An 18,765-nucleotide genomic window follows, 5' to 3' on the forward strand; every position below is an offset into this window, starting at 1 on the left:
ATCGGCGCACAGCAACGAGGTCGTGATAGGCACGGCACCGGACGCTCACGCGTCGGCGCATGGTGCAAAGGGGCGGGAATGAGTCAGACGCAGGCGCGCTTCATCGCATTGTGGTCACGCAGCGGCGGCTTGCGCGCCGAGGCCGCCTATGCTGAGCTGGCGCAGCTATATGCCGAACCGGCGCGCTATTACCACACGCTGCGTCATATCCGCCGCTGCTTGCGCGATCTCGACCTGGCGCGTAGCGCGATTCCTCATCCCGATGTTGTGGAACTTGCGCTGTGGTGTCACGACGTGATTTACGTTCCCGGCGCGCGGGACAACGAGCAATGCAGCGCGGACTGGTTCCGGCAATGGGCAGATGACCGTATCGCTGCGGGCGGGCGTATCTGCGAAATGATCCTGGCGACGAAGCATACGCGTGTGCCGGCCGGATTGGACGACCGCTTTGCCTGCGATATCGACCTCGCGGTGCTGGGTGCTCGACGCAATCGTTTTCGCGAGGACGGGGTGCGCCTGAGAGCGGAACGTCCCGACCTCGACGACCGCGCCTACGACATGCACGAACGGACGATTCTGGGCAAGCTGCTGGCACGTCCGCGCATTTACTACACCGATTTTTTTCATGCCCGCTGCGAAACGAGCGCGCGGAGCAATCTGATATGGAGGCTTGGCCTGCCTGTGCCGCGATGACCGTGAGGTGGCGTCCGTCAACAGTCTTTGCGGTCAAAGCGCGGACGGTGTGTCTTTCATATCGCCTTCGGCCCACTCCCGAACTGCATTCGCAAATAATCGAAGTGCTGTTGGTGGGTGGCGATTCGCCGGGTAGTAAAGGCAGAGCCCAGGAAATGATGGGCTCCACTCAGTGAGCAACTGGACGAGGCGCCCCGACTGTACGTGCTCGGCTGCAATGTAATCCGGAATCCACGCAATACCTATCCCGTTGAGCGCTGCCTCGATCATGAGGTTGAGGTTGCCGAGCGTCATCGGACCATCGACATCGATGCTCGCGCTCTTTCCGCGACGTTCGAGATCCCATCGATACAGGGCGCCGCTCTCGAAACGAAAGCGGATACATCGATGTTGCGCAAGATCATGGGGCGCCTGAGGCGCGGGATGTCGCCGTAAATAGTCCGGCGATGCCACGGCCGCGAACCGCATATCGTCTCCGAAGCGCACGGCGATCATGTCGCGCGGAACGTCTTGCAGCACGCGAATGCCCGCGTCGAATCCATCGGCAACGATATCGACCAACCGCGTATCAACGACGATTTCGATATGTATGTCCGGATATCGCGTCAGGAAGCCTGGCAAGACGCCGCGCACGAGCGGTTTTGCCGCGGATTCAGACGCGCTGATGCGAATCACGCCCGACGGACGGTCGCGCGTGGAAGCCGCTTCGCTCACGGCGCTTTGCAGATCGGCGAGGGCGGGACCTACGCGCCGTAGCAACCGCTCTCCTGCCTCGGTGAGCGCGACCGAACGCGTCGTCCGGTTGAACATTCGCACGCCCAGACGCGCTTCGAACGCGCGCATGGCATGGCTGAGCGCCGACGGCGACACGCCCAGGTTACGCGCGGCCGCACTGAAGCTGCGCTGATGCGCGATCTCCACGAAGATCGTCAGATCCGAAAGACCAGCTTTCTGCATAGTTGAGAGATGTTCATAAGCCCATGCAATTGTAGGCCGATTGTTGAGTCCATCACAGCAGACTAAGCTTCATCCTTCACATGCCATTTGGCGATCCGAAGGAGATAGAGCAATGCAAAAGCGCAAGCTTGGTAACGGTGGACTCGAGGTCTCGGCGCTCGGTCTAGGTTGCATGGGTCTCAGCTTTGGTTACGGGCCGGCCGTCGGGAGAGCCGACGGCATCGCACTCATCCGTTCGGCCTTTGAGGCGGGCGTGACGTTTTTCGATACGGCAGAGTGCTACGGCCCGTTTGTCAACGAGGAACTGGTGGGCGAAGCGGTTGCGCCGTTTCGTGACCAGATCGTGATCGCGACGAAGTTCGGGTTCCAGGACGGCGATTCGAAGAATCCGTCCGACAGCCGTCCCGAACGCATCCGCGCGGTCGCGGAGGCCTCGTTGAAGCGGCTCAAGACCGATCGTATCGATCTCTTCTACCAGCATCGCGTCGATCCGAACGTTCCGATCGAAGATGTCGCGGGAACCGTGAAGGACCTCATTCGGGAAGGCAAGGTCAAGCACTTTGGTTTGTCGGAGGCGGGCGCTCAGACGATCCGCCGTGCTCATGCCGTGCAACCGGTCGCCGCGCTGCAAAGCGAGTACTCGTTGTGGTGGCGCGAGCCGGAGCAGTCCGTGCTCCCAACGCTCGATGAACTCGGTATCGGCTTCGTTCCTTTTAGCCCGCTCGGCAAGGGGTTCCTGACCGGCGCGATCAACCCGGGTACCGAGTTCGCCTCGAACGATTTTCGTAACGTCGTGCCGCGGTTTTCCGAAGCGAATCGCAAGGCGAATGCGGCGCTCGTCGACTTGCTCGGCGAGATAGCGGCCGGAAAAGGCGTGACGCGCGCGCAAATTGCACTTGCCTGGCTGCTTGCACAAAAGCCAGGGATCGTGCCGATTCCGGGCACCACGAAGCTGCATCGGTTGAAAGAGAACGTGGGGGCCGCAGCTGTGGAGTTGTCGGCGGACAATCTCGCAGCGATCGAATCAGCGTTACAGCATGTTCAAATTGCCGGAGAGCGCTATCCGGCGCATATGCAGCAACGTATTGATCGCTAACGCAAATCAATCGAACAGGTGACAAGGACCCGATATGCAGCAAGTGACCCTGAGCAATGGCGTCGACATGCCTATCCTTGGCTTCGGCGTCTATCAGATGCGCGACCACGATGAATGCGAGCGTTGCGTGATCGACGCGATCAACGCGACAACGCGATCAACGGGCTACCGCCATATCGACACCGCCGCCTCTTATATGAATGAAGAGGCGGTTGGCAAAGGTGGGTAAGAGCAGCTTCTTTTCGCATCAGGATCCGGCGATCGTCAAGTGGATGAGCGAGAGGAAGCTGGAGGTTTAGCGTCTTCGCCTACCGAGTGGATCGTTGACAATCCGCTTCTACGGCGCTGCAGTCCGCGTCCGCACCATGCGGGCACTTATTGGCGCACAATGATCAACCCACGGGTGCCTGCACCGCAGGTGTGAAGGTGCGCATCACTCGCCAGCGTATGGTCGGAAAATCGCCCGACACAGTGACGCGGACATAGCAGCCGGAGTAACGTCCGGCCGCCCGTGGCCAACTCGTCGCTCGCGAGGACCGGTAGGAGCATGGCGACGACGGCCCAGAGCGCGTCCAGGTTTTGCTGACGGATGGACCGGCCGGGCCACATTTCGATTTGGTGCCGCTACGACCGAGATAAAAGACGCAGGCCTGACCTGTCGGTGGAGTCGCGCGTATGGACACGTTCCGTAACATGAAGATTTTCGTCGAGGTCGCGGAAGCGGGCAGCTTCACGGCCGCCGCGCAGCAACTCGATGCGACGACAGGCTATGTGTCCCGTTCGGTCTCCGAACTCGAAGCGCATTTGCGTACGAGATTGCTGAACCGCACGACACGCCGGATAGCGCTCACGGAAGCCGGAGAGCGCTATCTGAACCGCTGCCATGCGATCCTCGCGTCGGTGATGGAGGCGGAGGCCGAAGCGTCCGACGCCCATGCAAAGCCGGTGGGAACGCTGAAAGTGCACGCCATGGCGAGTATCGGGCAGAACTATGTCGTGCCTGCGATCGCTGCCTATCAGGAACGCTACCCGTCGGTGACCGTCGATCTGACGCTGTCGCAGAACGTGCCCGATCTGCTCGAAGAGGGATACGACGTCGCGCTCAGGGTGTCGCCGGATGCCTTGCCCGATTCGAATTACATTTCGCATCAGCTCGGGACTGTCTACAGCGTGCTGTGCGCGGCGCCGGCGTACCTCCAGAAGCACGGCACACCCACGTCCGTCGACGATCTCTCGCATCACATTTGTCTGCAAGTGGCGATGCCCATTTTTCCGTCCGAACGCTGGCTGCTGGTTGGTCCGGACGGGGAGCGTGAATTCCGGTTGCAGAACGCTCGCTTCAAGGTCAACGTACCCGATGCGATGGCGGCCGCCTTGCACGAAGGCATGGGTATCGGTGCGCTGCCGACGTTGACGATAAGATCGGCGTTCAAGTCCGGCTCGTTGATTAGAGTGCTGCCCGACTATCATCTTCAGCTGCTGAATATTTACGCGGTCTATGCATCGCGCCAGTACCTCGACGCGAAGATCAGAACATGGATTGATTTCTTGCGGGAGTCGATCGCACAAGCGTTAAGCGCCGACGAGGCTGCATTCGGAACCACGCCCGTCAAGGTATCGTGAAGAACGGCGCCGTACGGGGCCGTCATTGAGGAGGGAAAGCGGAGAGTACGATCGAGCCGAGTTCATCGAGTATCTCGACATACGGACGCGGCGTAACCCGCGGGTTGAGCGCAACATGATTGACGCCCGCGTCGCGCGCCTGTTCGAGGAACTCTCTCAACGCACGGCTGCCTATGGCGAACCCGCCGCGAATTCGTGTGAACGGATGATCGGGCTTCGGATGTAAATAAAGGAAACCACCAAAGGCGAGTGGTTTGAATGCAGTCGTGTTGGCGGTGGACTGTGTGAGGCTGCGCCATTCTTCTGCGAAGCTGCGCAACTCGGATGGATCCGGCACGAACCCGAGGTAACCATCCATGTTCTCGGCGATCCACTGCAACGTTTGCTGCGAGCGGCCGACGGCAAGGGCGGGCGTGCGGCCATACGGCGGCTTGGGAAGCATATCCAGCCCGCCCGGCGACCGTCCGAAGCGCGCCGACGCGAATTGCGGGAACGCGCTTTCGCTGACATTCCGATAAACACCGTAGGCGTCTCTGAACCGTTCGCCGCGCGTTTCGAAGTCGATGCCGAACGCGGGATACTCCGATGGCCGGTCACCACTCGACATGCCGATCACAACACGTCCGCCCGTCAGTTGATCGAGCGAATTGACCTGTTTCGCCAACAACAGCGGCTCGCGCATCGGCAGCACGATGCCCGTCGTGCCGAGCGTGATATTGCGCGTTGCGGCGGCGAGGTGCGCGATATAGATCAGCGGCTCGAAAATCTGCCCGGTGTCGCCATAAGCGGGATCGAAGAACGGGATGTCGCGTGCCCATAACGCCGCGACGCCCAGGCTCTCCGCGCGTTGCGCCATCGAAATGTGCTCATGCATCGTAGGATGCGGCATGCCGGGGTGCGTTTCCAACGGCAGAATCAGCCCGACAGTGAGTTCGCGCGGCTGGAATACGCGGCTATATCCCGGATGCGACTCAAGTCGAATCGTGGTCGCGGTTGCGTCGGTGCGGGCAGGGGTGACGGACATATCCATGGCGGTTCCTCAGAGCGTGATGGGAGAGTACGCACTTTCACGTCGGGGAAAAACGCAGCCATGCAAACAACACTTGATACACGGAGTCATCAACCGTGTTCATAAGACCTTTTCCATCTGGGCGATGAATGCGCGAATGACGACCTCGTCCGCACCGCGGCGTGAGAGACCGTGGCGTACGGAAAACAGCCGATACGTCTTCCCGGACGCATTTATTCCATCGAGGCAAAACTGTTGTTCGGCGAGGGGTCGTGCCAAACAGCCGCCGTGACTCCTATAGTTCGCTTGGACCGCATGCCGGTTTTATCAGCCAACCTGTACCAAGGCTCTATGTGCGCACTACTGCCCTTTATCGATCTGTTCAAACGGCGCCATGGCGGCGCCGCACGGTGTAATCATGAAACGTTTTAGTCTGATCGCGTCACTATGTGTTGCGTCGCTCATGTCGCCGGCAATTCAGGCGCAAGAACCGCCGCCGTCCGGCTACCACTACAGCTTGCCGCTCGACGTCGCTCTCGAGGCGGCGAAAGAAGCGATACGCGTGTGTGAAACGAAGCATTACTGGGTGACCGCCACGGTGCTCGACATGGATGGCGTGCCGCAAGTGGTACTGCGTGGGGACAGGAGCACGGTACACACCGCTGAATCGAGCATGCGCAAAGCGTTCACCGTCGTGACCCTAGGGCCGGAATTCGGCTTTGACCGGTCGAGTGGCTTTTTCGAATTGATGAAGACGAGTCCGTACGCACCGCAACTCGCGACCGTGCACAACGTCATGGCGTTGCCGGGTGCGGTAGCGTTCAAGGTGAACGGAGAGATAGTAGGCGCGCTCGGTATCGGCGGCGCACCCGGCGGCGACAAGGACGAAGTGTGCGCTGCGGCGGGCGTCGCGAAAGTCGCGGACCGCTTGCCGCACTGAGTCGTCGAGTCTCACCAAAAGTCCGCGATGCATGCCGGGTCGGCAAGAAGATCATCGGGCGAGATCCTGGTAACAGTACGCGCTCAGGCGGCCGCAACTCGTGGATCGAAGTCGAACTCGAGCCGAATTCCGCCCGGTTCGAAAATCATCGTGTGCCGTTTTGGGCCGGCACCCAGGGGTTCGGGCGCAAATTGAACTTCGACACCAGGCCATTTGGACACCTTCGAGAACACGTCGTCAAGCGCTGCTTCACTGCCGACGCGCAGGGCCAGGTGGTGCAGGCCTACGTTCGTTTTGCGGTCGAATTCCACGCGGCCCGCTTGATTCTGCACTTCCCACAGCGTCAGCATCACGTGCCCGTCAGACACGAATGCAGCCGGATAGTCCGGCTTCTCGCCAATTTGCGTCCATCCCAAACAATTGATGAAAAAGTCGCGAGTGAGATTCAGATCACGAACGGTCAAGCCGATGTGATCGATGCCAAGCGTCAGCGGTTTCGCAGTCATTTCGAGCCTCCGGGTTGTGGTGATGATGCTACCGCAGAAAAGCAATGTCGATCGATGGCGCGCGGGGCGGCGCGATCAGATCGCAATGGATGTAGTCGGGACGCTCAGTCGTGCATGGCGAGCCAGTCGATGCGTGCATTCACGCGCACCCGGTAAACGATGTCTTGATTGATCTGGGGTTAACCCCGACAACGTTGAAGCATAGACTTCATTCACCGCTTCAAACAACTGAGTCTGTTGCAGGCAGGTCCAACATTTATCGAGGTGTTTGTCATGAAATCATTTATCCGTGGAGTCCTTATTGCCGGCGCTCTTGTGATTCCCGCTGCGTCGTTCGCTCAATCGACGGAGCACACGACACGTGCGCAGGTCCGCGCAGAACTCGTGCAACTGGAGAGTGTGGGTTATCACGTCGGTGACGGTGATCCGACGCACTATCCTGATGCAATCCAGGCCGCCGAAGCGAAGGTGGCGGCGCGCGATGCATCGACGAGCAACTACGGTGGCGCATCGAGCAGTACATCCCAGTCGAGTGGTGGCGTGTCGGCTGCGGACTGGAATGCAATGTATAGCCGCTGAGCGGCGATGGTGTTTCTTCTGGTACCAGGACGCGGCCATGACGGCCACCCGTCCTGGTTTGCGCTGATGCCCATCCATAGAGTCCGACGCGGACTCAAAGAACGAATACAAGAACTCTTGGCCGGCGGCAATAACTCGATTACTCTTTTCATTGGAATTGCGTAGGCGGTCATAGCGCCCCGTCATTGCCCTGCGCACTGGTGACTGTCGGCCAACCGATGGCGGCGCCCATCAGCATTGGAGGAGGAGCCGCGATGAGCAACGAGTCAGGGCCGGAAGGCGGTACGCCTTCCCCTCAGCCTTCCGCGGATGGAAGCCGTATCGACGACGCATTCGCCGATGACCCGGCCGTGCGCGATCACCCGCGTTACCAACAGATGTTTCCGGTGCTCACCGATGCGGAAGTCGACAAGGTGCGCCGCTTCGGCAGCTTGTCCCGCTACGTCAAAGGCGAATTGCTCTACCGTGCGGGAAGTCTCTGCCCCGGAATGTTCGTCCTGCTGTCAGGCAAAGTTCGGATAGTCGGCCGCGATGGCCTCGGCCACGAACGGATCATTCACACCTATACGCAGCGCGGCGAGTTCACCTCGGATGTCACCCAGCTCTCGAGCAAGCCCGCGGTTGTCGACGCGCATGTCGTCGAAGATGTCGAAGCGGTGTTGTTGCGGCCCGATGAACTCAGCACCATGATGATCAGTGAAGCCGATCTTGGCGAAAAGATCATGCGCGCACTGATTCTGCGGCGTGTCCTCGTGATCGAGCGCGGACAAGGGGTGATTCTTGTTGGCTCATCCAATCATCCGCAACTGCGCGCGCTGCAGAATTTCCTGCGCCGCAATGCTTTTCCGAATATGACGCTCGATGCCGAGCAGGATGCCGAAGCCATTGCGCTGCTCGAGCGCCTGACGCCACAGCCCGATGACTTTCCACTTGTGGTTTGTCCGGACGGTACTGTGCTGCGAAATCCCGACGAGGGGCAGCTCGCATCTTGCCTCGGACTGATCCCCGAGTTCGATCCGACGCACGTCTACGATGTGGCGATAGTCGGCGCAGGCCCGGCTGGACTGGCGGCGGCCGTATACGCGGCATCCGAGGGACTGTCGGTCGCGGCGCTCGACTGTCGCGCACCCGGCGGCCAGGCCGGTACGAGTGCACGCATCGAGAACTATCTGGGCTTTCCCACCGGTATCACGGGTCAGGCTCTCGCGGGCCGCGCGTTTGTCCAGGCGCAGAAGTTCGGTGCACATATCGGCATTCCGTGCGAGGTCAAGGCGTTGTATTGCCATAAGCAACCGCTTGTCATAGAGCTTGCCGATGGCCGCCGCATTGCCACACGCACTGTGGTCATCGCCAGTGGTGCGGAGTATCGGCGACCTGATGTCGAGGATCTCCCGCGCTTCGAACGCTGTGGCGTTTATTACTGGGCTACGCCAATCGAGGCAAGGCTGTGCCGCAAGGAGCCGGTGTTGCTGGTCGGCGGCGGCAATTCAGCGGGGCAAGCGGCGGTGTTTCTGGCCTCACATGCCGAGCATGTGCATATGTTTATCCGCAGCGCGAGTCTCGAACACAGCATGTCGCACTATCTGGCCGAACGTGTCGCATCTCTGGCGAACGTGACGCTCCATACGCGTATCGAACTGACCGCGCTCGAAGGGGCGGCGCGCCTCGAGCGTGTGCACTACCGCGGTGCCGGCGGCATTGAAGGAAGTATGACGGCACATCATCTGTTCGTATTCATCGGCGCGGAACCGAATACTGAATGGCTCAAGACATGCAGCGTGTCGCTCGACAGTAAGGGGTTCGTCTTGACGGGGACCGATCTCGAAGAAGCGGGCGTCCATTCCATGCCGTTGCAGACGAGCGTCGAGGGTGTCTTCGCGATCGGCGACGTTCGTTCAGGATCGACGAAGCGTGTCGCGTCGGCCGTGGGGGAGGGCGCGGCCGTGGTGGCCCAGATTCACGGATTCCTGACCGGTGCGCGGTGAGCCATTCGAACTAGCAAACTTCATATTTAGGCTGACGCCTTTCAGCAAATGCGGCGACCCCTTCGGTTGCATCATTGGTAAGCGACCTTTGACGAAACGATACGTGCAGCGAAGGCCAGGTTCGACGGATCTGAAAAACGGCGTTGACTCGCTGATTTACCACTAAAAGAATTGTCGCAGTCGAAAACAACCTCGGACAGAACCTCGCAGCGCAATACGAAGTGCATACGAGTCTTAACGGCTGGCATCCTGAGGCACAGGCGGAATATACAGCCGGCTGGTCACGAGCATCACCGCTGCCAACACAACAATCCCGGTGAGAATGCCGGAAAGCCGCATAAGCGCGGGTAACGGATCGGCTGACCAATGATGATCCTGGACAAACACCATGATGAACGCGATGGTGAACTGCCGGCCCACGTAGCTTGCGCCTTCCCGTCCCGTTTGCACGTGACATCCTGCCCACACGCCGATGGACAGCGCGAGCATGCACAGCACTGCTTGCCCCTGCATCAGAGGGAGTAGCGCCACACCGATCGCACCGGCCAGCAGACAGCCGGCCACGCGTTGCACCATCTTTTCTATGACCGGCTGCCGCGTACTGTCTATTGCCAGCCCGGGCGGCACGATCAGCACGGCGATCGCCGTGACCATTGCTTGCGCGAAACCCGGCAGATGCAGCACGTAAGTCAGGGAGGCGAGGATTGTGATGGACAGCGCGGCTTGCAAGCACAGCAGCATGCGGGTCGAGCGCGCTGATTCCAATGGCGGCGTCAAAATCGCAGCGGAAGGCACGCCCGAATCGCCCGCTGCGCGAGCGACTGAAGCCGCCAATGACGTTCTGTTCTTTCGGTACCACTTCGGCCCGAAATGAAACACGCTCGCCACCAGCAGACAAGCAAGTGTTCCGACCGCGACCTCGGCGACTCGCAGCGCCGCAAATATTGCGGTCGCCCGAACGGTCGCGAACTTGTGCGCTTCGTACGTCACCATCAAGGCAGTCACGCCGCCCAGAATCCAGGCGTAGGCCGCTTTGGACCCGTTGGCTCGATACACTGTGACAGCGCCGATCACCCCTAACGCGGGCACGAACAGCCACGGGCGGTCACCAATCCAGGGCCCCGCCAGGGTTCCCAGCGCCGCGCCTATCACCGTGCCCATGATCCGGTGTGCGGCACGCTGCACGGAGCCGGCAAAACTCGTTTGCATGACTGCGAAGCCGCTGATTGCGGCCCACCACGTGTCCGATAGATGCAACGCGTTGGCCAGCGCGACAGAGAGTGCGACCGAGAGCATCGCTTCGGCCCCGAATGTCGCGCGCGCTCCGGAAGGCTTCCAGGCCGCCAGTTCACGCCCGAGCCCAAATAGGGCCGTCCGGCAGATCTGAGCAAGCGTGCCGAAGAGCGTCATCTACGCCGCCGCAGTCTCGTAACGCCTGCGCGAGGGACACAGTCGAGCGGAATGGCCGCATCGCGATAAGCGAGTCTTCCGAGCGAGAGTGATCTGCCAGGCTTCGCGCACATGTGGCCCAAGCACTGCACCCGAATAAAGGAGCGCAAGCACAGCGGCAGAAAAGACATAGTGATCCATGGGAACCGGCCTCCGTCGATCGCGCGGGTCATGACACTTACGTCGAGTCATCCTCGCAGTCATGCCGCAGATTATATGGCTGGCGATGCAAAAGGCCATGCGTTATCCGGCGCATGGCCTGGCGGATCCGAATGGGTGGCTGATCCGGGCTTCCAGAAGGTCACGTCAGACGGGGTGACGCGGAACGCCCCATCATCTTCCTGCTAATTCTTGCACGCTACGAAACGGACGTGCCCGTTAGCGCATCTTGCCGGACAGGGCGGGCCGGAAGTTGCCACGCGTCGCGCAACAGTCTCAGGAATTCGGCTTCGCGATCGCAATGGCCACGGTCCGCCATGACGGCCTCGCTGCACAACTCCAAGATGTCGCGCCGGAGTCGCCGGTCCTGCACATCAGCCGCGAGCCAGGCGAGCGTCGTGGGATCGACGTGACATACGTCGCTCCAGCTCAGGTACCCGGAGCGCGTCAGGTCTTCGTACAGCGTTTGCACGATCGAGAGCAGACGGTGTCGATTCAACAACAGGCGCTTTTCCATGCCACAACGATCGAGTGCCTCGAGTTCTGTGAGGCTGAGGTGTCCATCGGTTAGCAGGCATGCCGCCAGGATGCGGCCGGCTGCCTCAGGACTGTTGCATTGATAGTGACGCATTTGCTACTCCTCTCTATATGGGCAAGAACGGATCGGCGAAATGAATCCTGGGATGTTTCAGGTGAATCGCCGTGACAATTCAGTTCACCTCACGCGTTCGCTAAATGAGGAAAACAAAATGTTGGGTGCCTCATGCGGCCGGTTCGGGTTCATTGACGGCGGCATTCTGGCGGCCGCCCAGCCGCCGGTCAGCGGCGAGATTGCCGACCGATTGGAGCGGGGCGTAGCTCGACCGCAGGTCGCCTTGCAGGATCATTTCGATTGCGGTGCGATCGGCTTTTCCCTGTTCAGTAAGCGGCACGCGATCCGCCACGACGATACGAATCCGCTTGGCGACCAAAGGGCCGAGCATGATTTCGAGCCTGCGCATGCATCGCGCAACGTTTGCTTGCCCAGCAACCCACGGTTCGATTAGCGCGTTCCATCCGTATTTGTCGGCAGACTGGTTGGCGGCCAGCGCCACGGCGTAGCGAACGTCGGGTAAGCGGCACAGGGCATCTTCGATATCGGTGGGGCCGATCGCCAGTCCATCGATTTCCGCGACATCGGTCGCGCGGCCGAGAATGTGCAGATTGGCCGCCTCGTCGATGACGCCCGCGTCGCCGGTCAGGCACCAACCGTCCTGAAACTTTTGTGCTTCTTCGACCGGCTGATGGTAGTAACCATCTGCCACAGCGTCCGACCTGACTTCAATGTTTCCGCACTGTCCCGCGCGCGCCAGCGTTCCATCGGCGCGACGCAAACGTACCTCGACGCCGGGTCGAATGCGGCCCGCGCAAGCCAGCAGATCCGGATTCGCCTCGTATGCGGATGGCGGCAGAATGCTGACGAGACCGGTTTCGCTGGCACCGTACATGTGCGTGAGCACAGGACCCAGACGCGCGATCGCGCGTTGCCGCAGTACCGCAGGCGCTGATCCGCCGATGTGCGCAATGGAGCGCAGCGACGACAGGTCGCGCCGGCCGACGTCCGGGTGGTCCATTGTTTCGAACAGCTGAGGCTCGACGAGAAGCACGTCGGTGATGCGATCCGATTCGATCGTTGCGAGCGTCTCCGCGGGGTCGTACCGACGTTTCAGCACGACCGTACCGCCGCCGATGAGCGTGCTGTCGACGAGCACTTGTGACAGGTAGGCGAGCGGGCCATTGATAAGCTGACGCCGGTCCTTGTCGTCCGCTGCGCCGACCATCGTTGAATATGTCGCGAAGGACCGGCGGCTGCATTTCGGCACACCTGTCGTGCCGCCCGACGAGACGACGACCGCGAGGTCATCGGGCCTCAGTCGTCCGCGTAACGGCAGATCAGAGTGCACTTGCGCGAGTTTGTCCAGGCGTGACGACGCGGGACCGACGCCCACGAAAACCACATGGCCCTCGACCGCAACGGGAATGAGGTGAAGGGTTTCCGGGAAGGCTACGAGAAGCGTCGGTTGAACGCGGGCCAGCAAGGTTGCGCGCCGTTCGGCATTCGTAGACGCAGGCACGAACATCGTAGCCGAACCAAGGAGGTTTGCGGCGTAGCGAATCGCAAGCGCGTCAGGGCAATTGGGTGCGAGCAGTGCGACCAGCGAGCCCCGGCCGATGCCATGCACCGCAAGCGCCCGCGCATAGCGAAATATTGCGCTTCGCAGGGTTCTGCCTGTGACGTCATGATCGAGATAGCGCAATACCGCACGATCAGATTGGTTTTCCAGTTGATCGAGTAAGGCGTCAACATAGGGCCGAAAGGCTGCATTCCCGTCGTTTTGCATGATTGCTCCGCTCCAGTGATGCGTGATTCGATATGCGAATCAGGCTGTGCTGTGAAGCATTGTGCGTTTGCAAAATGAGCGGAGAATTAGCCGGTGCGGAAGGGGCGCCACCTCCCGTCTTCCTTTGCGAGTCGATGAGGGGCCGTCGGCCGGCGCGATCGCCGGATTGAGCAGCAGCACCAGTGGCTCATCGTAAAGATGCTCCCACGACTCGGGTAGCGTCGTCGCGCGGGGTTCGCTGACGATCACCGCCGCGTCGATTTCCCCGGCGCACACCTGGCGCTCCAATTCGGCGCTGTTGCCGTGCGCGAGGCGCACCTTCAGGCCGGGGTAGGAGACCCTTGGCCGGATCACGTTGGCCGCCAGAAAACCCATCGACGACACGGTCGAGCCGATCGTGATCGAACCTTCGATGCCGAGTTTGTCGGCCACGCCGCGCAACAGCGAGTCATCCGCGGCCACCACCGTGCGCCTGCTCGATGATCGAGCGGCCGGCATCGTTCAACTGGATGCTGCGCCCGCTGCGGTCGAACTCAAGTCGATATTCATCTTCGCTGTTCGGATCGGCCGCGGAGCAGCCAGTCGTTAAGCACCGGTATTGCTCCGCTCTACCTCATTCGCCGAACGGATGTAGCTCACCCGGATAGCGTCGGTTCATAGCCCTAGCTCCGCCTATACTGAGTAAAGTTCGTACCCTGTACGGGCTTGGATTCTGGCTGGAGAACGAGGTGAACAACACCAAAGTCTGCGACACTGATCCGCCACTATCGAGCGCCCCGCTGAATGGCCGCTTTGATGCTGTTGTCATAGGTGCGGGTCTCGCCGGGTGTACGGCGGCGCGGTTGTTTGCGCTGCAAGACCTGCGTGTCGCGCTGGTCGAACATCATTCCGACATGGCTGCTTTCAAACAGTTATGTACACATTTCATCCAGGCGTCAGCCACGCCAACGCTGCGGCGTCTGGGTCTTGACCGGCTGATTGAGGACGCTGGCGGCCTGCGTAACGGCGTTGATATATGGACTCGCTATGGCTGGACCGGAGACGTCGCCCCGCTTGATGAGAACGGTGAGCCTGCCTTCGGGTACAACGTCCAGCGCCGAACGCTTGATCCGATTCTGCGGCAACTTACGATGAACACCCCGGGCGTCACAACCCTGTTCGGGTGCGGCGTGCGTGGGCTCGTGAAAGAAAACGGTGTCGTCACAGGCGTCGATCTCGGCGGGAACCGCACGGGTATAGTTTCGGCCCCCCTGATCGTCGGTGCGGACGGCCGAAGCTCTCCGCTGGCGACGCTCGCCGGGATCAAGCCTGCCGCGTCGGAGAACTGTCGCTTCGGTGCGATTCGCGCTTATCGCGGCGTGGCACTGCGGCGGGGAACCTGTTCGCAAATGTGGTTGCGCGGTCCGGAGACCGGCTACGTATTTCCCAACGACGGTGACGTTACCGTGATTGCCTACATGGCGACCAAGGACAAGCTCGACGGCTTTCGCGCCAATCCGGGGGAGGCACTTGAACGAAGCATGGCTGGGTTTCCGGATTCCCCCGATTTGGCTTCCGCCGAGCCGCTCAATAACGCGCTGCTCGTCAAGGACTATCCGAATTTGTGGCGACAGCCAGCTGTTGGGAACATCGCGTTCGTCGGCGATGCCCTAATGAGTATCGACCCCCTGTGGGGCGTCGGTTGCGGGTTCGCGTTCCAGACGGCGGAGTGGCTCGTTAACACTCTTACTCCAGCCCTACGACAAGGGCGCCCGATTGCGCCGGCCCTGCGCAGCTACGCGAAGCGTGTGCATCGGGAACTCAATGGACATCGATTTCTTATAGTCGATTTTGCACGCCGACGCGGACTCAACGCGATTGAGCGGCTTAACTTCTCGGCCGCGGCGAAAGACGTAGCAGCAGCGAGACATCTGCACGCCTTTGGCGCGCGTCTGATAGGGCCGGCAAGGTTCTTGTCACCCGGCGCTCTGCTGAGGGCCGCTTGGGTCGATCTGCGTCGGCCCGCCGCGCGCTCCGCGCAACCTGACGCACCGGTCTGAATGATGCGTCCGCCGTCGCTCCGTAGACAGCCATGAAAGAGGGCTCCGTCCGCGTCGATGGAATCCGTTCCCCCCTGTTGGAGGCAGGACCGCCCGACGCCATCGAGGCAATCGTTTTCGTGCACGGCAATCCTGGATCGACTGCCGACTGGACGCGGCTCGTGGCCAGGGTGGGTGAATTCGGTCGCGCCCTCGCCATGGACATGCCAGGTTTCGGCAATGCCGACAAACCTGAACAGTTTGACTACAGCGTGCGTGGCTACGCACACCATCTCGGTCGTCTGCTGGTTGAGTGCAATGTCCAGCGTGCCCATCTCGTCATGCACGACTTCGGCGGCCCTTGGGGCCTTGCGTGGGCCGCTGCCAATCCCCGCGCTATCGCGAGCGTTACATTGATCAACACAGGCATCTTGCTTGATTACCGATGGCACTATCTCGCGCGTATCTGGCAGACGCCGTGGCTAGGCGAATTGTTCATGGCCACGACAACGCGTGCCGGGATGCGGCTCCTGCTTCGACACGGGAACCCGCGTGGCTTGCCCGTGGAGTACATCGACCAAGCGTTCAACAACTTCGATGCTCGCACCCGGCGCGCTGTGCTGCGGCTCTATCGCAACACCCGCGAGACGAATGGCGCCATGCAGGACATCGCTAACGCGTTGCGTCCGTTGGATCTGCCTGCACAGGTTGTGTGGGGTGCCCGCGATCCCTATATTTCCGTGGACTTCGCCGATCGGCAATGCGAGGTCTTTCCCCGCGCCGAGGTGCTGATTCTGCACGATAGCGGGCACTGGCCTTTCATAGACAATCCTGACGCCGTCGCGTGCGCGATCGTACCGTTCCTGCGCAAGCAACTGGGCGCGAGTTGAAGCGTTCGGAGCCACAGGGAAGATTCAGATATGTTGAATACACACGAGGAAATAGCCTTAACCCAGCGCCTGATATACCGGTTGCGACATCCCGCCGGTCGTTGCTATGCAAGCCAGGCATTTTTCCGGGACCTCTAACTTGGGCAGCACTGCCGAAGCAATCTTGACCTAGCAGCGAATCGACTCGCTACTACACGACCATATCGTGACCGCCTTCATTCATGAAGGTTACGGTCCAGCCAACGAGCAACTGGCACAGAAGGTTGCGTCGAGCGTCGACGATGTAGAAGCTGGGCTGTTGCGCCTTCAGGCCTCTCATGGCGTCGTTGCGATCGCTTTGAAGCATATAAGCTCGCTGCAAGTCACCCTTCATGCGGTTTGTGCGAGGACCGCGCGAAGGAGGCGTCACTCAAGACAAAAAAAGACCAGTGACCGGCTTGCGCCCGTCGCTGGTCTTTGCGATTGTCACGCTTTAATTGCGCAACGAACTCCGACTAGAACTTATGACGAATACCGAGGCTGACGATTTCTTGCGTGCGCGAATCGCCCGTGAAGCCGTAGTCGGCCACCGAAGCAACTGCCGGTTGTAGTTGCTGCGGTGGCGAGCTGCGCGGGTTGCGCTGCGTGCCGCTCGCGCGCTGCCAGGCGCCTACCAGGTAAAGGTCCGTGCGCTTCGACAGGTTGTAGTCCGCGCCGAGCGAAACCTGGTTGTACGATGCAGACGTGTCACCTGAACCGTGCGTGTAGGTATAGCCGAGACCCAGCAACGCAGCCGGCGTCACCTGGTAGCCAAGATAGCCGCCAGCCACGTTGTAGCGCTCGGTCGAGACGAACGTCGACGCTCCATCAGGCTTGTATTGTGCATTGCTGTAACGCACGCCGGCCGTGAACGGGCCCGTGACGAATTGCACTGCAACCGACGCGATGCCGATCGACTTCGCCGTTGCGTATGCGCCGTTGACGATCGAATCGATCGTGCCGTCAGACGAGCTCGTGAAGGCGTTGTTCGGGCGCACCACACTCGAGCTGGCGTTGTTCATGCGGATGTAGCCTGCTGCCACGCTGAACGGGCCCGTTGCGTAGGTTGCCGCACCCGCCCACGTTTGCTGCGAACCCGTCTGGCCTGCCACGCCGCCGAACGCGTACATGCCTTCGAACTGGAAGCCAGTCCATGTTGGCTAGGTGTACTTGACCGCGTTGTTCGTGCGCGAGCTGTTGTCGTTGTTGTCGACGTCGCCCGGAGTCGTGAACGTGCTGCCGAAGTAGTTGTCGGCCGTGAGCGGCTGAACCAGGTCGACGAGCGGGTCATATTAACGGCCAAGCGTCACGGTACCGTACGCCTGATGCGCGAGGCCGACGTATGCCTGTCGGCCGAACATGCGACCGCCCTGGCTCAGTTGGCCGTTGTTGATGTCAAAGCCGTTTTCCAACTGGAAGATCGCTTGCATGCCGCCGCCGAGATCTTCCGTACCCTTCAGGCCCCAGCGGTTGCCCTGGAGGTTGCCGCCAGCCAGCTGGTACAGGTTGTTGCCCGCCGGATCGGCGTTGTGCACGTACTGAAACGCTTCATCGATGACGCCGTATAGGGTGACGCTGCTTTGCGCATGGACTGCGCCGCTTGCGCTGAGCAGCGCAAGCGAAACCGTAGATAAAGCGATTCGTTTCATCGATTTCTCCACGCAGACGACTGGTTTGTCGTTGCGAAGCTGAGCGTACGCCCACACCTTGTGATACCGAAGCAAAACCGAATTTTCTGTCGCTACCCCTGTTGGATTACCGCATACAGCGGGTCGAAAAAGCGTTCGATACAGTCAGACATCGCCTCTTTTTAGTTTCACCAAATACCTTCCTGGCGGAGATCAACTCCTGTTTATTTTCAGGTGGTTACGGTCGGTCAGCGGGTGGACGGATCGGACTTGGCATAACCCGTGCATTTGTAGTGGCGGGCAGAACGACGACCGGTTTCGTGCTTTCGCCGCGGCGTCAGCAATATTGCTCACATTTAAAGGGAAATGCGTTGTTCGTTTGAGCCTCTTTGTCAGCGCGCGGCAAGCCCTTTGCCTCTTCGCATCAACGTTGAATAGCGCGCCGAAAATGGACCTGATCCGGGTGCATTCGAGTATTCAACAAACTTATTATTGGAGTCGTTATGAAGGTGAAACTTATCGTCAGTCTATTAGTCGCAAGCTCTGCCGTGTTGGCTGCTCCCGCGTTTGCGAGCGGTTACGGCCCTGCACCTTTCTATCGCCCCGACGTCGGCGAGCCTGCAATGCAACGCAGTCAAACTGCTCAGACGATGGCTGCGGCAGTGAGTCCGGCAAGCATGGTAGACGAAAACAGCAGTGGCGTTGGCGGTAACGAATCGGTCAGATCGCAGTCTGGCGGGCCTGCCGCGGCTGATAGCGTCGGCGTGATGTATCGCGGCAATTGATAAGCCCGGTCGCGGGGCGCGAGTCAGCCAGCGCTCTGCGACCGAAGTG

Annotated in this window: 17 protein-coding genes and 2 pseudogenes; 10 read left to right on the forward strand and 9 right to left on the reverse strand. The window is 60.5% G+C overall.

Going from position 1 to position 18,765, the window contains the following annotated elements:
* Window positions 1-78: 78 nt before the first annotated feature.
* Window positions 79-693 (forward strand): HD domain-containing protein, encoded by a 615-nt coding sequence (locus P0D73_RS16270; protein ID WP_408432033.1) that lies wholly within the window; start codon window positions 79-81, stop codon window positions 691-693.
* Between the two features lie 33 nt (window positions 694-726).
* On the opposite strand, the gene P0D73_RS16275 is transcribed toward P0D73_RS16270, so the two are convergent.
* Entirely contained in the window at window positions 727-1,650 is a 924-nt protein-coding gene (locus P0D73_RS16275) for a LysR family transcriptional regulator (RefSeq protein ID WP_408281635.1), read from the reverse strand.
* Window positions 1,651-1,762: 112 nt separating this feature from the next.
* Between P0D73_RS16275 and P0D73_RS16280 the strand changes: the two genes are divergently transcribed.
* The 3 genes and pseudogenes from P0D73_RS16280 to P0D73_RS16290 all read left to right on the forward strand — a co-directional run bounded on the left by P0D73_RS16280 (window position 1,763) and on the right by P0D73_RS16290 (window position 4,369).
* On the forward strand, window positions 1,763-2,746 hold the full coding sequence (locus tag P0D73_RS16280) for an aldo/keto reductase (RefSeq protein WP_408317374.1): 984 nt from the start codon (window positions 1,763-1,765) through the stop codon (window positions 2,744-2,746).
* Between the two features lie 34 nt (window positions 2,747-2,780).
* Window positions 2,781-2,969, forward strand: a pseudogene (locus P0D73_RS16285) (aldo/keto reductase); the annotation flags it as partial.
* A gap of 452 nt (window positions 2,970-3,421) precedes the next feature.
* A complete protein-coding gene (locus tag P0D73_RS16290; protein WP_408177150.1) occupies window positions 3,422-4,369 on the forward strand; it encodes a LysR family transcriptional regulator in 948 nt (315 codons plus the stop codon).
* A gap of 22 nt (window positions 4,370-4,391) precedes the next feature.
* Here the strand turns inward: P0D73_RS16290 and P0D73_RS16295 are convergent, their stop codons facing one another.
* Window positions 4,392-5,399, reverse strand: coding sequence for a TIGR03571 family LLM class oxidoreductase (locus P0D73_RS16295; protein WP_408177151.1), 1,008 nt, complete (start codon window positions 5,397-5,399; stop codon window positions 4,392-4,394).
* A gap of 397 nt (window positions 5,400-5,796) precedes the next feature.
* Here P0D73_RS16295 and P0D73_RS16300 point away from each other — a divergent pair, with 397 nt between their 5' ends.
* Entirely contained in the window at window positions 5,797-6,318 is a 522-nt protein-coding gene (locus P0D73_RS16300; RefSeq protein ID WP_408317370.1) for a GlcG/HbpS family heme-binding protein, read from the forward strand.
* Between the two features lie 83 nt (window positions 6,319-6,401).
* On the opposite strand, the gene P0D73_RS16305 is transcribed toward P0D73_RS16300, so the two are convergent.
* Window positions 6,402-6,824 carry a VOC family protein gene (locus P0D73_RS16305; protein WP_408177228.1) on the reverse strand — a complete coding sequence of 141 codons (423 nt, stop codon included), beginning with the start codon at window positions 6,822-6,824 and terminating at the stop codon, window positions 6,402-6,404.
* A gap of 273 nt (window positions 6,825-7,097) precedes the next feature.
* Here P0D73_RS16305 and P0D73_RS16310 point away from each other — a divergent pair, with 273 nt between their 5' ends.
* Together P0D73_RS16310 and P0D73_RS16315 are read left to right on the forward strand one after the other, a co-directional pair.
* The gene (locus tag P0D73_RS16310) at window positions 7,098-7,403 is read left to right on the forward strand and encodes a DUF4148 domain-containing protein (protein ID WP_408177153.1); all 306 of its coding nucleotides are present in this window, start codon (window positions 7,098-7,100) and stop codon (window positions 7,401-7,403) included.
* Between the two features lie 254 nt (window positions 7,404-7,657).
* A complete protein-coding gene (locus tag P0D73_RS16315) occupies window positions 7,658-9,388 on the forward strand; it encodes an FAD-dependent oxidoreductase (RefSeq protein ID WP_408177154.1) in 1,731 nt (576 codons plus the stop codon).
* Between the two features lie 234 nt (window positions 9,389-9,622).
* Here the strand turns inward: P0D73_RS16315 and P0D73_RS16320 are convergent, their stop codons facing one another.
* The 4 genes from P0D73_RS16320 to P0D73_RS16335 form a co-directional block, all read right to left on the reverse strand.
* The gene (locus P0D73_RS16320; protein WP_408432036.1) at window positions 9,623-10,798 is read right to left on the reverse strand and encodes an FUSC family protein; all 1,176 of its coding nucleotides are present in this window, start codon (window positions 10,796-10,798) and stop codon (window positions 9,623-9,625) included.
* Window positions 10,799-11,195: 397 nt separating this feature from the next.
* Window positions 11,196-11,627 carry a TerB family tellurite resistance protein gene (locus P0D73_RS16325; RefSeq protein WP_408317366.1) on the reverse strand — a complete coding sequence of 144 codons (432 nt, stop codon included), beginning with the start codon at window positions 11,625-11,627 and terminating at the stop codon, window positions 11,196-11,198.
* Window positions 11,628-11,757: 130 nt separating this feature from the next.
* The gene (locus P0D73_RS16330; RefSeq protein WP_408432038.1) at window positions 11,758-13,377 is read right to left on the reverse strand and encodes a class I adenylate-forming enzyme family protein; all 1,620 of its coding nucleotides are present in this window, start codon (window positions 13,375-13,377) and stop codon (window positions 11,758-11,760) included.
* A 39-nt stretch (window positions 13,378-13,416) separates the two neighbouring features.
* Entirely contained in the window at window positions 13,417-13,839 is a 423-nt protein-coding gene (locus tag P0D73_RS16335) for a LysR substrate-binding domain-containing protein (RefSeq protein WP_408432040.1), read from the reverse strand.
* 266 nt (window positions 13,840-14,105) lie between these two features.
* On the opposite strand from P0D73_RS16335, the gene P0D73_RS16340 reads away from it, so the two are divergent.
* On the forward strand, window positions 14,106-15,416 hold the full coding sequence (locus P0D73_RS16340; RefSeq protein ID WP_408177159.1) for an NAD(P)/FAD-dependent oxidoreductase: 1,311 nt from the start codon (window positions 14,106-14,108) through the stop codon (window positions 15,414-15,416).
* Between the two features lie 32 nt (window positions 15,417-15,448).
* Window positions 15,449-16,285 carry an alpha/beta fold hydrolase gene (locus P0D73_RS16345; RefSeq protein ID WP_408177160.1) on the forward strand — a complete coding sequence of 279 codons (837 nt, stop codon included), beginning with the start codon at window positions 15,449-15,451 and terminating at the stop codon, window positions 16,283-16,285.
* 190 nt (window positions 16,286-16,475) lie between these two features.
* Here P0D73_RS16345 and P0D73_RS16350 read toward each other — a convergent pair whose 3' ends face one another.
* Window positions 16,476-16,631, reverse strand: coding sequence for a hypothetical protein (locus P0D73_RS16350; RefSeq protein ID WP_408432042.1), 156 nt, complete (start codon window positions 16,629-16,631; stop codon window positions 16,476-16,478).
* Between the two features lie 148 nt (window positions 16,632-16,779).
* Window positions 16,780-17,952, reverse strand: a pseudogene (locus P0D73_RS16355) (porin).
* A gap of 482 nt (window positions 17,953-18,434) precedes the next feature.
* Here P0D73_RS16355 and P0D73_RS16360 point away from each other — a divergent pair.
* Window positions 18,435-18,716: a hypothetical protein gene (locus P0D73_RS16360; protein ID WP_408432044.1), complete on the forward strand. Its 282-nt coding sequence runs from the start codon at window positions 18,435-18,437 to the stop codon at window positions 18,714-18,716.
* The last annotated feature ends 49 nt before the right edge of the window (window positions 18,717-18,765 follow it).

It is taken from the genome of Paraburkholderia sp. RL18-101-BIB-B, assembly GCF_046026985.1.
In the GTDB taxonomy this organism is placed as follows: Bacteria; Pseudomonadota; Gammaproteobacteria; order Burkholderiales; family Burkholderiaceae; genus Paraburkholderia.

Coding starts and splice junctions, on each gene's coding strand:
- P0D73_RS16270 (WP_408432033.1), top strand. CDS start 79: ATGAGTCAGACGCAGGCGCGCTTCATCGCATTGTGGTCACGCAGCGGC.
- P0D73_RS16345 (WP_408177160.1), top strand. CDS start 15,449: ATGAAAGAGGGCTCCGTCCGCGTCGATGGAATCCGTTCCCCCCTGTTG.
- P0D73_RS16350 (WP_408432042.1), bottom strand. CDS start 16,631: ATGCTTCAAAGCGATCGCAACGACGCCATGAGAGGCCTGAAGGCGCAA.
- P0D73_RS16315 (WP_408177154.1), top strand. CDS start 7,658: ATGAGCAACGAGTCAGGGCCGGAAGGCGGTACGCCTTCCCCTCAGCCT.
- P0D73_RS16305 (WP_408177228.1), bottom strand. CDS start 6,824: ATGACTGCGAAACCGCTGACGCTTGGCATCGATCACATCGGCTTGACC.
- P0D73_RS16290 (WP_408177150.1), top strand. CDS start 3,422: ATGGACACGTTCCGTAACATGAAGATTTTCGTCGAGGTCGCGGAAGCG.
- P0D73_RS16295 (WP_408177151.1), bottom strand. CDS start 5,399: ATGGATATGTCCGTCACCCCTGCCCGCACCGACGCAACCGCGACCACG.
- P0D73_RS16310 (WP_408177153.1), top strand. CDS start 7,098: ATGAAATCATTTATCCGTGGAGTCCTTATTGCCGGCGCTCTTGTGATT.
- P0D73_RS16330 (WP_408432038.1), bottom strand. CDS start 13,377: ATGCAAAACGACGGGAATGCAGCCTTTCGGCCCTATGTTGACGCCTTA.
- P0D73_RS16320 (WP_408432036.1), bottom strand. CDS start 10,798: ATGACGCTCTTCGGCACGCTTGCTCAGATCTGCCGGACGGCCCTATTT.
- P0D73_RS16300 (WP_408317370.1), top strand. CDS start 5,797: ATGAAACGTTTTAGTCTGATCGCGTCACTATGTGTTGCGTCGCTCATG.
- P0D73_RS16325 (WP_408317366.1), bottom strand. CDS start 11,627: ATGCGTCACTATCAATGCAACAGTCCTGAGGCAGCCGGCCGCATCCTG.
- P0D73_RS16360 (WP_408432044.1), top strand. CDS start 18,435: ATGAAGGTGAAACTTATCGTCAGTCTATTAGTCGCAAGCTCTGCCGTG.
- P0D73_RS16275 (WP_408281635.1), bottom strand. CDS start 1,650: ATGCAGAAAGCTGGTCTTTCGGATCTGACGATCTTCGTGGAGATCGCG.
- P0D73_RS16280 (WP_408317374.1), top strand. CDS start 1,763: ATGCAAAAGCGCAAGCTTGGTAACGGTGGACTCGAGGTCTCGGCGCTC.